At 51.1% G+C, this 12373-nt stretch carries 13 protein-coding genes, 1 tRNA gene and 1 pseudogene; 10 read left to right on the plus strand and 5 right to left on the minus strand.

What is annotated here, in order from left to right:
• Positions 1-196 precede the first annotated feature (196 nt).
• Both K787_RS0115960 and K787_RS0115965 read left to right on the plus strand, forming a co-directional pair.
• Positions 197-1207 (plus strand): LLM class flavin-dependent oxidoreductase, encoded by a 1011-nt coding sequence (locus K787_RS0115960; RefSeq protein WP_022963814.1) that lies wholly within the window; start codon positions 197-199, stop codon positions 1205-1207.
• An 87-nt stretch (positions 1208-1294) separates the two neighbouring features.
• Positions 1295-1368: transfer RNA gene (locus K787_RS0115965), tRNA-Gly, on the plus strand.
• A 65-nt stretch (positions 1369-1433) separates the two neighbouring features.
• Here K787_RS0115965 and K787_RS0115970 read toward each other — a convergent pair.
• The 4 genes and pseudogenes from K787_RS0115970 to K787_RS23390 form a co-directional block, all read right to left on the minus strand.
• Complete coding sequence (locus tag K787_RS0115970; RefSeq protein WP_022963815.1) at positions 1434-1766, minus strand: XRE family transcriptional regulator; 333 nt, start codon at positions 1764-1766, stop codon at positions 1434-1436.
• The gene (locus tag K787_RS0115975) at positions 1759-2124 is read right to left on the minus strand and encodes a type II toxin-antitoxin system RelE/ParE family toxin (RefSeq protein WP_022963816.1); all 366 of its coding nucleotides are present in this window, start codon (positions 2122-2124) and stop codon (positions 1759-1761) included. The genes K787_RS0115970 and K787_RS0115975 overlap by 8 nt, the downstream gene beginning before the upstream one ends.
• Before the next feature lie 29 nt (positions 2125-2153).
• Positions 2154-2366 (minus strand): annotated as a pseudogene (locus tag K787_RS25775) (tyrosine-type recombinase/integrase); the annotation flags it as partial.
• Positions 2308-2676, minus strand: a complete 369-nt coding sequence (locus K787_RS23390) for a hypothetical protein (RefSeq protein ID WP_235801948.1) — start codon at positions 2674-2676, stop codon at positions 2308-2310. The gene K787_RS23390 and the pseudogene K787_RS25775, both read right to left, overlap by 59 nt.
• A gap of 414 nt (positions 2677-3090) precedes the next feature.
• Between K787_RS23390 and K787_RS0115990 the strand changes: the two genes are divergently transcribed.
• From K787_RS0115990 to K787_RS24820, 6 genes are all read left to right on the plus strand, one after another.
• Positions 3091-4047, plus strand: a complete 957-nt coding sequence (locus K787_RS0115990; protein ID WP_022963819.1) for a hypothetical protein — start codon at positions 3091-3093, stop codon at positions 4045-4047.
• Positions 4037-4381, plus strand: a complete 345-nt coding sequence (locus K787_RS0115995; RefSeq protein ID WP_022963820.1) for an STAS-like domain-containing protein — start codon at positions 4037-4039, stop codon at positions 4379-4381. Before K787_RS0115990 ends, K787_RS0115995 begins: the two co-directional genes overlap by 11 nt.
• Positions 4374-4835, plus strand: a complete 462-nt coding sequence (locus K787_RS0116000) for a hypothetical protein (RefSeq protein ID WP_022963821.1) — start codon at positions 4374-4376, stop codon at positions 4833-4835. Before K787_RS0115995 ends, K787_RS0116000 begins: the two co-directional genes overlap by 8 nt.
• 195 nt (positions 4836-5030) lie before the next feature.
• Entirely contained in the window at positions 5031-5735 is a 705-nt protein-coding gene (locus K787_RS0116005; RefSeq protein ID WP_022963822.1) for a hypothetical protein, read from the plus strand.
• Positions 5736-5760: 25 nt separating this feature from the next.
• Positions 5761-7089: a hypothetical protein gene (locus K787_RS0116010; RefSeq protein WP_022963823.1), complete on the plus strand. Its 1329-nt coding sequence runs from the start codon at positions 5761-5763 to the stop codon at positions 7087-7089.
• 332 nt (positions 7090-7421) lie between these two features.
• Positions 7422-8888, plus strand: coding sequence for an HTH domain-containing protein (locus K787_RS24820; RefSeq protein ID WP_022963824.1), 1467 nt, complete (start codon positions 7422-7424; stop codon positions 8886-8888).
• A gap of 74 nt (positions 8889-8962) precedes the next feature.
• Here the strand turns inward: K787_RS24820 and K787_RS23400 are convergent, their stop codons facing one another.
• The gene (locus tag K787_RS23400) at positions 8963-9658 is read right to left on the minus strand and encodes a murein L,D-transpeptidase catalytic domain family protein (protein ID WP_052185396.1); all 696 of its coding nucleotides are present in this window, start codon (positions 9656-9658) and stop codon (positions 8963-8965) included.
• A gap of 238 nt (positions 9659-9896) precedes the next feature.
• Here K787_RS23400 and K787_RS23405 point away from each other — a divergent pair, with 238 nt between their 5' ends.
• Together K787_RS23405 and K787_RS0116035 are read left to right on the plus strand one after the other, a co-directional pair.
• A complete protein-coding gene (locus K787_RS23405) occupies positions 9897-11549 on the plus strand; it encodes a L,D-transpeptidase family protein (RefSeq protein WP_022963826.1) in 1653 nt (550 codons plus the stop codon).
• 131 nt (positions 11550-11680) lie between these two features.
• Positions 11681-12355 carry a spermidine synthase gene (locus tag K787_RS0116035; RefSeq protein WP_022963828.1) on the plus strand — a complete coding sequence of 225 codons (675 nt, stop codon included), beginning with the start codon at positions 11681-11683 and terminating at the stop codon, positions 12353-12355.
• Positions 12356-12373: the final 18 nt, after the last annotated feature.

A 12373-nucleotide genomic window follows, 5' to 3' on the forward strand; every position in this document is an offset into this window, starting at 1 on the left:
CGCCACCTCGGGACATTAGATATCACGGCGCATCGGTGCCAAAGCCTGATACCTTGCTCTATGCATTACGACTCCAATAAGCAGACAGGTCTTCGGTCACGCCGGATCCTTGTCTCGAGGCCCGCCTATTCAGGTAGGCGGCCTGCAGTTTAGTCGTTAGCATGACCTCATTATTTCTTTCTGTGCAGGAGTACTTATGTCGAGCCAAGCCATTCCCTTATCCGTACTGGATCTTTGCCCGGTTCCCCAGGGCTCAACTCCGGCACAGGCGCTCAACAACGCCCTTGCGCTAGCCAAACACGCCGACATACTCGGCTACAAACGTTATTGGGTGGCCGAGCATCACAACATGACCGGCATCGCCAGTGCTGCCACCTCGGTGGTGATTGGCTACCTGGCCGCTGGCACCCAGCGGCTGCGGATCGGCTCCGGCGGCATCATGCTGCCCAACCATGCGCCGCTGCAGATTGCCGAGCAGTTCGGCACGCTGGAATCACTTTATCCCGGACGAATCGATCTGGGCCTGGGGCGTGCCCCGGGTACCGACCAGGCTACGGCTCAAGCATTGCGCCATGGACGTGGCGATGGCTCTGATTTCCCCCAGATGCTGGATGAGTTACGCGGTTTGTTTGCCGATCCGCAGCCAGGCCAGCGCCTGCGCGCAGTGCCCGGAGCGGGCCTGAATGTGCCGATCTGGCTACTCGGATCCAGCACCTTCAGCGCTCAATTGGCTGGGCAGTTAGGGTTACCCTTCGCTTTTGCTGGGCAATTTTCGCCGGATTATCTGCATTCAGCGCTGAGCACCTATCGTGAGCATTTCCAGCCCAGCGCCGACCTGCAGAAGCCGCATGTGATGCTAGGCATTAACGCCTATGTAGCAGAAAGCCGGGAGCAGGCGCATTTTCTCGCCAGCTCGCATCAGCAGGCCTTCCTCAATCTGATCCGCGGCACACCCGGCCCTATGCCGCCGCCAGTGGCCGATATGAGTGAGCTCTGGTTGCCGCATGAAAAGCATCAGGTTATGTCGACGCTGGCGGGTACATTGATCGGCGACGAACTCACTGTCGCCCAGCAAATGGCGGACTTGATTGAGCGTACGGGCGCAGATGAGCTGATTGTCAGCAGTTCGATCTTTGATCAGGCGGCACGCCAGGACAGTTATAGCCGGCTGATCAAGATCGCAGCGGGCATCCAGCGACCTGTTTAACAAAACCTGCTCAAGATAATGGGTTAAGAGAAATAATCTATGAAGGTGTTTGCCGAACGCTGAGCAACTGCTTAGAATGCGCAGCACGCGGGTGTAGCTCAATGGTAGAGCAGAAGCTTCCCAAGCTTACGACGAGGGTTCGATTCCCTTCACCCGCTCCACTAAGCCTTTGATTATAAAGACAATTTCTTCACCCTCTCAACGAAGTGTCGAGAAAGTGTCGAAATCACGCCCGCTTGGCGCTTTCTGCCTCAAGGTCAGAGAAGTTACTGATTTTCACGTCTCCTTCCGGAAAACGCGCCACAAGGTCCAAATGCCCCCCCATAGCTTCAATATGGCTGCGCAAGGTGGAAAGGTACATATCCGTCCGACGCTCCATCTTAGCGATAGAAGGCTGCTGAACATTCAATATTTCAGCCAGAACCTTTTGTGACAAGCCGCGAGCCTGGCGCAACTCGTTGAGCGGCATTTCAGCGAGCAAAACCCGAGCCTTCACCTCAACCCGAGCCTGCGACTCTAGAGACATTTTCTCGCGAAGGTTACTAAATTTGTTAGCCATCAATCAGGCCCTCTTTTCTCAATTCTTCTAGATGATCGTCATACAAGCGGTCAGCGATTGGGATATTGTCCAAGTACCACCGATCATCACCTGTTTTATCACCACCAATGAGCAAAATAGCGGAGCGTCTAGGGTCGAAGGCGTACAGGGTGCGGAATGGTACCCCGCCATGCTGAGTTCTAAGCTCTCGCATATGACTGTGTTTTGACCCGTTTATGCCACTGCTATGGGGAAAGCCTAGGTGAGGTCCGTTGTGCTCCAGCAAGGTCACTGAAACAGCGACCGACTCCTGCTCATCCTCACTAAGACTTGCCCACCACTCTCCAAATTCATCGGTATATTCAACATCCCAAACCATACACGACATTCCTTAGAAAGAATATTCCTTTAATGGAATATAGCAGATGATAGTGGGTTAAAGCGAATAGCGTCTGCCAGATGATCTGGCGAGAGATGCGCATAGCGAAGCGTCATCGCAAGAGATGAATGCCCGAGTATTTTTTGTAGGGTGACGATGTTGCCGCCATTCATGATGAAATGGCTAGCGAAAGTATGACGTAGCACGTGAGACGCCTGGCCTGTGGGTAGCTTGAAGGAAGCTCGTTCCAAAGCTTTCCGGAATCATTTGACCACTACAAAGAGCCACGTTGACCATCACGCGCTTGCCGACTTTTAGGCTGGGGAGGTAGCCGCGATCAATCCACGTGCGGACGACGATAGGTTCGTCACCCATACCGATCCACTCAGCGAATTTCTGCCAGGGCATCAGCGGCGGGCATCCAATCAGTTTTTGAGGGTCTAGACCTTCCATATCCATCAGCTTTGTTCCACTATGTTTAGCAATAGATCCGCAGATAGTAATTTGCATATAGCGCAAGCCACTAGATGCAAATATATCAAATTTGCGCATGACATCCACCACTATGTGCACATTATTTAGAACGTTATGGAATGATAAGAGAGCGAATTATTACAATTTGGGATCACCTAGAAATCTCAGCGCCGAAGCTAGAGAAGGTGAGCGGTATCGACCGTAGCAAGTGGTATCACCTGAGGAATGGGAAGCGTAGGGCTAATGAGGACGATATTGAGGCAATCGTTAAGATAGCTCCCCAATACGCTTTATGGTTGACGACGGGAAATATCATCCCGGAAGCAGGCCAGACCAGCCCCGAATACGACGAAGCTAACTCAAAGTTGCCAATACACCACGCGGGATAGCGATCACCAAAGAAGTGACTAGGCGCTGGTACGCCCGAAAGAGTGGACATGGATGAAATCAAAAGGAAATTAGAAAGATGCCAATGCCTGTAAAGACACTAAAATGAAAAAGGTTGTTAAGGCGACCCCGAAGAAGCCAACGTCCCGAGTTAGGATACAGGCTCCACCGTCGGTGTGTATTTATCATAAAAATGAATATAAATACACGGCATCGTTTTTTGATCAAATAGATGTTGAAGTCTTTGGAAGATTCAACTACGTAGAGCTAGACTTTTCCGAGACCTCATTTATTTCTGCAGCAGCTGCATTGATGGTGTTCGCAAAAGTTACAAGGTGTCAATGTTGGGCCTCACATAAAACATTCTCAAGCCCTGAGCAGATAATAACCACCATATTACCAAAAGACAAAGCAACTAGAGATATCATTGTAAAAAATGGTCTATGGGCTGCAATAAAGCCAGGAGGCCAGAGAAAGCTAGATGAGTTATGGAAGGATGTAAGAAATCCGTACAAAACAGGAAGCGATCCAGCAAACGAGATAACCGACATAATTAAGATCTTGCAGGTGCAGTGCAACCCATTGCCTAGGCATATTGTTTCAGCAATGCAAGAAGCTTATTTGAACATAGCGCATCATGCCTATGAAAAATTTAAAAACGTAGAGAACCCACTTCATGAATTTATGATAGGAAGGTGGTGGCAATACGCTTCAAAAAATGAAAAAGAAAAGAAAATCACTATAATTATCTACGACACAGGCTCGGGGATTCACGACACTATAGGTGCTGAAAACTTTTTCTCTAGACGTAATAGTGATGAGGTGGAACGAGCCATGTCCCCTGGAGTTACGCGGCTAAGCATACAGGGCCGTGGGATGGGTTTTGAAAACATCAAGAAACCGGTTAAGCTAAATGAATTTCCTGCATACCTAGTGGTCTATAGCGGCAAAGGACAAGTGGTATATAAGCGGGGCGAAATTATAGATAAGTCAGAGCATTCTTATAAAATTGGCGGAACGCTAATTGAGTGGGTTTTTGGAGAGCTAGAAGATGAGCGCTAAAAAAACGGTTGAGGTAGATGTAGGAAAGTTTTCGAAAACTCCTTTTGGGCGATACGAGGACGATGGTGAATATAATGGCACAAAATTTAGGGAGCTTAAGTTAAAGGATCTTTTTCTAGACCCAGGGGTTGAAAAGGTTATAGTTCAGCTTGATACCGTTCAAGACGGCTATGAATACGGATCTTCATTCCTGGAAGAATCATTTGGCGGACTAGTTAGAGAGTACAAGCTTTCTGCTGATGAGGTTTTCAAAAAACTTGAAGTAAAAACAAAATATCAAGATTACGTTCTAGAAATAGAGGACTATATCAGGAGAGCAGAGAGCAATGCCTGATATATCCAATGTCACGCTATGGGTTAGCATCATATCTCCAGCTTTGGTGATAATTGGATGGATGGTAATATTTTCCAACTCTAATAGAATTGCCACGCGTAGCGAAGAATATATAATAATTAATAAAACTATTGATAAGATAATGGCACTAGACCAAAGGTGTGCGAAGTATTGGTTAACTGCTGATAACAGAGAAAATGCTAACCACTGGATAGCGGGCACGCTATCAGAAATTTATGGCATCAGAGCTCTTTTAGATATTTTAGAAGCACACCATGATTTTAAGAATAAAGATGAGTTGCTTTATCAGATGAGAAGCGCAGCAACTTTAGATGCAGAAAAAGCTACTGAGCTTTCGACTAATAAGATCAAGTTAAAGAAAACCACTCAATCCTTGGCTTTTGGAAGCGCTATGAAATCGCTTTATATTCACTATCGTAATAAAAACTCTTAATTAAAAAGTAAATGGCGTGAGATAAACATTAATCCGTCTGATACGTTACCAGCCAACGTGGTTTTTCTGCGTTGACTGGAACCCGCTCGGTAGGAATGTTCATCTGACCCGAATTTTACCACCACGCGGGATAGCGATCACCAAAGAAGTGACTAGGCGATGGTTCGCCCGTAGCGAACGCAAGGAGAGCGAAGCATGAAAGCAGATTGGGATGATGCACCTGCGCGTGTAAAGACCAAGGAACGTAGAATTCCCCCCTTCCACGTAAGCATCGTTGCAACCGTAATGATATTCGGAATAACTGCCTATCTAGCGAAAGACCAAAGCTGGATGCATGGCTGGCTGGAAAACTTTTCTAGCAGTGCCGATAAGAGCCAAGAGGTTGCACATCAGCCTCCAGAGGCACCCCAATTCGATAGGTCAACTACAGCCGAAGATGTGTTCTGGCAGGAAATAGAGAACGAAAGAAATGCAACTGAGGGTGAAGAGCCACCGCAGTTCAGGCAAACAGTATTCAATAACCAAAACTACACGCCCAGAACCGACATCAATACGGTACAGCTAAGACACGCCGTCCGAGCAGACCAGGAAACGAGCAGAAGACGATCGGAGCATGCAAGGAATGTCTCCAACAATACGTTGAACGGGTCAAGCAATGCGCATTTTAGGTGGGGGGATGCTAGGGGCCGAGTGACCCAGTGGAATACGTCCTACACCTACCAAAATAGCAGAATAGACAATTCTACATTTTGCAGAAACTACGGATCTGGCTCGATTGAATATCGAACTTGTAGAAAAGCAGCCCAGCAGTGGCTAAAAACACGATGCGGAAATGCCAATAAAGTGCAGGATGAATGGCAACGGATGTATTGTCTAGCATACAGCGGCTTCAGAACATAGCTATAAAAAAAGAATAGGGGCTAAAATGTACTATTCCGATAGAAACTTGCTAGATGCTGCAAAAAACAACAGCTTGGAAATACTATGTTCCAAAATCATAATTAGACAACAAACCAAGATCAACCCCGCAGTATATGTGGGAACAGGACTACTAAAGCAAAATAAAAATGGTGGCTTAGCGTTACAGGCCATATGGAAGAACGCTGAGAAAACCCGTTACAGAACTATAGACACCGAGACCCTTTCCAGGAATCTGGCACAGGGAACTGTCTTTCCGAGAGATATATACTTTAGTATTGAAGCCACCTCAGTGAGCGGTGAAGTATGGGTGGGTTCAGATATATATCTTGATTCTATATCGTTCGGCAACACTGAAAGCCTTGTACTGAAAGGTGAGATACTAAGCATTGAGCAAACAGTGGCGAGATCGCAAAAACCAGGGGCGAGCTTCGCGAAAACAATTCATTGCACCGCTAAGAATTTTACGATAGCTCAAAATAAAGTGACAGACATGGGCGAGCTTGGTGCAGAGCGAAATAAAACAGAAATTAAAATATTGAATATTGACTGCATAATCACAAAAGTAAGTAAAGAATATATTTGTATAGACCTGCTGTCAAAAAAAAGCATAAGCGAAGAGCTAGCCAAAGGATTTATCAATGGGTTAGAGATAATATGCGGATTAAGCATAGAGCCACTAATCGAAATAACCTATAGCAAAACCAGAATAACAAAAAAGGTATACTCAATTACAAAGCTGGAAAATGAGTATGGGTTGGGCAGACCAATACCCTGCACCAGACCAGACAGCCTGGGGGACATCAATGAATTCTTAAGTAAATACTGCAGACAAAGCAAGATTGACAGAAAGAAGATTGAAGAATATTGGAAAGAAGTTAAAACAGCAAGAGAGTCTGCCACTGAAGCCTATGCTAAAGCTTTAGCAGCCAATGCAGAAGGTCTGCTAGATGCGTTTTTCTTCGAAAGAAAAGTAGCTGACATTGAATTTAGGAACCAATGCCAGGAATGGGTTGGGCGAATCGACGCTATGTTAAGTGAGCTAAAAGTTCCACCAAGAGTACAAAGAAAGCTTTTGAGCAACCTAGAAAACGCAGGCGCTGGTAGCGTTAGATCTGCATTTTACGAATTGTTTGGGAAAGATACTGCTGAAATGTGGAATAGCCTTCGCCATCCATCCATGCATGGAAGCATGAGTGTCAAATATCCGGAACCACAAGAACTATTCAAAGACCTGGACGGATGTTTATATATTTTCTACTCACTAATAATGATGAAAATAAATTACAACGGTAAGCGATACAACTATGCAAAGCAAGGATACCCAATAGAATGAGCGAAGCTGGAGAAAAGCAGGAATTGGGGTCAGATGAAAATTAATCCGCAGCCTGACTTGATTCCTTGCCTTGAGCAGTCGAGGTTTTGTGGTGAGGCCTGATTGGGGCATTCATCCATGGGCTAGCAGTAAAAGGGTTGGTGTCGATAAAGTGTCGAAAACATAGCGAATCAGAGCAGATAAATGATGGCTGAAAGGGACTGAAACACGCCCATTGCCGAGGTTTGCTGATTAACGAACAATGCTAGACAAGGATTCGATTCCCTTCACCGCTCCACTTCTAGCATCCCTGCGCTATCCCGAATTACCGCTGCGCGTGCTATCTTTCCAGAATGTCCCGCACTACCCGTCTATTTGATCTCATGCAGTTACTACGCCGGCACCGCAGACCGGTGAGTGGTCGTGCGCTGGCAGAAGAGTTGGGCGTATCCCTGCGCACCCTGTACCGGGATATTGCCGACCTTAAGGCGATAGGCGCACAGATTGATGGCGAGCCGGGCATGGGTTATGTGCTGGAGCCCGGCTTTATGCTGCCGCCCCTGATGTTTTCCGCAGAGGAAGTCGAGGCCCTGGCGCTGGGCCTGAAATGGGTTCAGCGCCGGGCTGACAGCGAACTGGCGGGCGCTGCTGCGGAGGCGCTGGCCAAGGTCTCTGCGGTGCTACCCCGGGAACTGCAACACCGGCTGCAGGATTCCGCGCTGATGGTCGGCCCAGGCTGGGACAAGTATCAATCGGTAGAACTGAAGGTCCTGCGCCAGGCGATTGCCGAGGAGCGCAAACTGCAGATCGAATACCGTGATCGCAAGGGTGCTGCCTCGTCGCGCATCATCTGGCCTTTTGCGTTGGGCTTTTTCGAATCCACCCGCATGCTTGCCGCCTGGTGCGAAATGCGCGGTGGTTTTCGTCAGTTCCGGGTCGACCGGCTACTTACCGCCAGTCCTTTGTCTGATCGCTATCCTTGCCGGCGCCAGGCGTTGCACAAGGCCTGGATGACTGAGTTGGGGGCTGCCGAACTGACTGCCATAGAGCCCGCCAACGCGACAAGCTCAAACGCTGGAAGCCTAGGGTGTCGGCATAGCGAAGCACTACTGACAGAATCTGTCAGCACCCCCGCCTATGCTGTCACTACACCAGCAAGCACCCCAACCAATGGATCTCTGGAGAACAGCATGAGCACCGATCTTGTTTTCTACACCAACCCCCAATCACGCGGCGGTATCGTGCATTGGATGCTCGAAGAGCTCGGCGTGCCCTATCAGGTCGAGTATCTGGAATATGGCACCTCAATGAAGTCACCCGAGTATCTGGCAGTCAACCCCATGGGCAAGGTGCCAGCCATTCGTCATGGTGACGTGGTGGTTACCGAAGCCGCTGCGATCTGTGCCTATCTGGCCGAGGCTTTTCCCGAGGCCAATCTGAAACCCGATGGCGCAGCACTTGGGCCCTACTACCGCTGGCTGTTCTTTGTCGCCGGGCCCTTCGAAGCCGCTGTTGGTCTGCGCGCGTGCAACGTCGACCTTAACGCAGAACAGGAGATGGAGTTAGGTTGTGGGCGCCTGGAAAAGGTCGTTGACGTGCTTGCCGAGGCGGTACGCGGGCGCCAGTACATTGCCGGAGATCACTTCTCAGCGGCGGATGTCTATGTCGGAGCGCATATCGGCTGGGGCATGCTGTTTGGCACTCTGGAGAAACGACCAGAGTTCGTCGAGTATTGGAACGGGTTACAGGACCGCCCGGCCAATCGGCGCAGCGAAGAACTCGCCGAGAAAGCCATGACCAAACAGGCCTGGACTGGCTAACAAGGCTGATGCGCGTCATCAGCGGATGGCGCGAACGCGGTTGGCAGCTGTGTTGCCAACCATTTGATCTGATGTTATTGGCTTAGAACGTGAACTTGATCTCTAAGATTATCGGTACGCGAGGCAATCAAACTCGGTGTTTCGCCATCTGCACAATTCAAGTAGGCGGACGTCTGAATCCATTGTTCATCCGGGTAATAAGCAAACAGAAACTGACCCCCTTTGAGGTTGTCGACTACGCTGCGAATCGCCTGCTGTGATACGGCGGGACAACCGTGACTGCGGCCAATGCGTCCCTGGCGGACAACCCAGCTTTCATCTACGTAGTCCGCGCCGTGGATGACAATGGCACGGCGGCGGGCCTGATCGTTGATGCCCGGTTCCAGTCCGTCCATACGCAGGGAGTAGCCGTGTTGCCCGTAATAACTTTCCTGGGTGCGGAACAGGCCTACGCTGGACTGGTGGCTGCCTTCGATATTGGAAAACTGATTGGCATGCTTATCACCTGAGCCTTGCCCGTGGGCTACCAGTTCGCGCATGATCAGCGACTTGGCTTGCAGATCAAATAGCCAAAGCCGCTGCTCGGATGAAGGCAGAGAAAAGTCGATGACGGCAAGCCGGCTGGCCGCTTCTGCGCCATGATTGATGGCGCAGGTCATCGCTATTACAGCGCGCTCCAGCGCCAATGGGTTTAATTCGGGTGCTACGCTGGCGAGCTTGCTTTTCAGTGTCTGCCCGTCAGCATACGCCGGACTGTAGCCGAGCATCATCACCAGGACGCTCAGAATACTGACTGCGCCCCAAAACCGGCGGGGATTCCTGCTTGGTTGCTCACAGAGCATGTTTTTTCTCCGGGCTTGTTCAGGTTGCCGTATTGCCGCCATGTCTGCAGCAATGTCTGAGGGAACAGGATTAGCGTGATAGGCTTCCGTTAAGTATTCGATGCTTCTACATTTGCCACTAGCCCAAGTCGACACATGAGGTTGCCTGTTGAGCAGAGATTTCACAATGCTTTTCCTGCTGTTTGTGTACGGCCTTGTCGTCAGCCCAGTAGCCTACCCAAACGCCGACAGTCTGTCTTCAGTAACCCTACAGCAGGCGCTCATTGGTGATGCGGCGCAATCCTGTGTCAGTTTGCCCACGCTCAGATCGACTTCTCTGCAAACGGCACTGATCCAGCTGTACCAGAACAATGATTATAAAACACTCTGGGAGGGTGCGCAGCAGCGGGCTGCCCTGAAAACAGAGCTGGAACAGCTGGTCGATGATGGCCTTTCACCCGAGGATTACGGTTTTGCGTTGCAAGCCCGACCGCCGGTGAAGCAGTGTGACGAACTGCGCATCAGCAGTCAGTATTTGCTGGCGCTGGAGCATCTGAGCCGCGGTCGTCTCGCGCAAGCGGACCATGAACCCTATTGGCAGGCTAACGCGCTGCCGCCACCATCCGCGCCTTTGCTCTCAGAACTTGCCCTTACTGGCCTAAGGAAAGGCATTGCCGCCTCTTTTGAGCAGGCGCGCCCTGCGCTGCCTCAGTACCGCGCTCTGCGCGCTGCTTATGCCGCGATGGACAGGCAGCCAGCTTCGCGCGCGCCTTTGCCGCCTGGGCCGGTGCTGCGCCCGGGCATGAGCGACGAGCGAATCGAGCAATTAGCTGCGCAGTTGCAGCAGGATGGGTTCCTGCTGGAGTCACCTGCCGCCTATGTATCGGTAAGCAACTATAACGGGGCGCTGGTGGAGGCAGTACGCCTTTATCAAGCCCAGCATGGGTTGCAAGTAGACGGCATAATCGGCCCTCTGACCCTCACGGCATTAAACATATCGCCCGCGCAGCGTGTGCAGCAGGTGCGGATCAATCTGGAGCGGCTGCGCTGGGTAAACGCGCAGCGCAGCGATTATCTGCTATTGATCAATGTTGCCAGTGCACGTCTCCAGCTCATGCGCGGCAATGACACGCTCTGGCGGGCGCGGGCGCAGGTAGGACGATCAAGCAGGCCAACGCCGCTACTAGTGTCATATATCAACCGGATTACCCTGAATCCAGGCTGGACCGTACCCCCAACCATCCTGCGCGAAGATATCTTGCCGAAGATACGCCGCAATCCAGACTACCTTGGCGTGCACAACCTGCGGACACTGGACACCCAAGGCAAGCCGCTGGATCCGCGACACATAGATTGGAACAATCCAAGAGGCATTATCCTGCGTCAACCGCCTGGGCCAACCAATCCGCTGGGAGAAATCGTGTTCCGTCTGCCCAACCCGTTTTCAATCTACCTGCATGACACTCCCAGCAAGCACTTATTCCAGCAGACGAACCGAAGTGTGAGTTCGGGCTGTGTACGTGTAGAAAATGCAAACGAACTTGCGGCCCAGCTGTTTGCTGGTTTGAGTTTCTTAGAGCACGAGCACATCGCGCAACAACGAGCCAGCAAGCAAACACACGAAATCGCACTGACGAACGGTCCGCGGGTGATACTTGCCTATTGGACAGCGTTTGCCAACAGCGAAGGTCAGTTGGCTTTTGTCGCTGATAGTTACGGACTCGACCAGGCGCTGGTATCCGCTATGGCAATCATGCCCGCGCCGAAGCCTGCGGCTAAAGCCCCAATTGCAGTGCCAGCTGAGGCGGGATGTGCTGTCTATGACCGCGCTCCGTCATGATTGATTTTTTTCGCTGCGCCCGTACTCTTACTCTTTTGAACCGTCAGAACCGTCCGCGGCCATCCGACCGGCTGCGCTGCCTGTTTCGCTGGCTGAAAGCCTATCCTGCCAACCTCGATTGAAGATGACCCGTGAAAAAATTCGTGCTGATTGACTCTACCCCCCTTCCCGATGAAGGCGCCAAATTGTGCCTGTTTGAATACGGCGAAGATTTCATCATCAAACGCGAGGACGGCAAGGGCGGGCAGTTGATGAACACCCGAATGCACGGCTCGGAAGATGCTCTGGGCAGGCTAGCCTGTACTCAGATTGCCAGCCGCGCCAACCCACGGGTATTGATCGGCGGACTGGGAATGGGTTTTACCCTGGCGGCAGCATTAGCGCAGTTGGGCGATCAGGCACAGGTGCTGGTCGCAGAGCTACTCGAAGGCGTTATCCGCTGGAACCAGGGGCCTCTGGGAGCCAAGGCGGGCTACCCCGCCAAGGACCCACGCGCTCAGATCCTGCACGAGGATGTGGCGCGCATTCTAAAGACCGATACCCAGGGGTTTGACGCCATCATGCTCGATGTGGATAACGGCCCAGAAGGCCTGACCCAGTCGATTAACAGCTGGCTATACAGCATTGATGGCTTGCGGGGTTGCAAGCAGGCGTTGCGCCCCGGCGGAGTGCTCGCGGTCTGGTCTGCCAGCATCGATCAACGCTTTAGCGCGCGGCTGCGTTCGGCCGGATTCAGGACAGAAGAGGTGCAAGTCTACGCCCACGGCAACCGTGGGCCCAAACACACCATCTGGCTGGCGAAGTAACCTGAGAGCGAGCGTAGA

The sequence above is a fragment of the Halopseudomonas pelagia CL-AP6 genome (assembly GCF_000410875.1).
GTDB classification, from domain to species: Bacteria; Pseudomonadota; Gammaproteobacteria; order Pseudomonadales; family Pseudomonadaceae; genus Halopseudomonas; species Halopseudomonas pelagia.

Bases quoted from the DNA above. Each gene is read 5' to 3' on its own strand.
- K787_RS0115990 (WP_022963819.1), top strand. From the start codon at position 3,091: ATGAAAAAGGTTGTTAAGGCGACCCCGAAGAAGCCAACGTCCCGAGTT.
- K787_RS23390 (WP_235801948.1), bottom strand. From the start codon at position 2,676: ATGCGCAAATTTGATATATTTGCATCTAGTGGCTTGCGCTATATGCAA.
- K787_RS0116000 (WP_022963821.1), top strand. From the start codon at position 4,374: ATGCCTGATATATCCAATGTCACGCTATGGGTTAGCATCATATCTCCA.
- K787_RS23405 (WP_022963826.1), top strand. From the start codon at position 9,897: ATGCTTTTCCTGCTGTTTGTGTACGGCCTTGTCGTCAGCCCAGTAGCC.
- K787_RS0116010 (WP_022963823.1), top strand. From the start codon at position 5,761: ATGTACTATTCCGATAGAAACTTGCTAGATGCTGCAAAAAACAACAGC.
- K787_RS24820 (WP_022963824.1), top strand. From the start codon at position 7,422: ATGTCCCGCACTACCCGTCTATTTGATCTCATGCAGTTACTACGCCGG.
- K787_RS0116005 (WP_022963822.1), top strand. From the start codon at position 5,031: ATGAAAGCAGATTGGGATGATGCACCTGCGCGTGTAAAGACCAAGGAA.
- K787_RS0115970 (WP_022963815.1), bottom strand. From the start codon at position 1,766: ATGGCTAACAAATTTAGTAACCTTCGCGAGAAAATGTCTCTAGAGTCG.
- K787_RS0115995 (WP_022963820.1), top strand. From the start codon at position 4,037: ATGAGCGCTAAAAAAACGGTTGAGGTAGATGTAGGAAAGTTTTCGAAA.
- K787_RS23400 (WP_052185396.1), bottom strand. From the start codon at position 9,658: ATGATGCTCGGCTACAGTCCGGCGTATGCTGACGGGCAGACACTGAAA.
- K787_RS0115960 (WP_022963814.1), top strand. From the start codon at position 197: ATGTCGAGCCAAGCCATTCCCTTATCCGTACTGGATCTTTGCCCGGTT.
- K787_RS0115975 (WP_022963816.1), bottom strand. From the start codon at position 2,124: ATGGTTTGGGATGTTGAATATACCGATGAATTTGGAGAGTGGTGGGCA.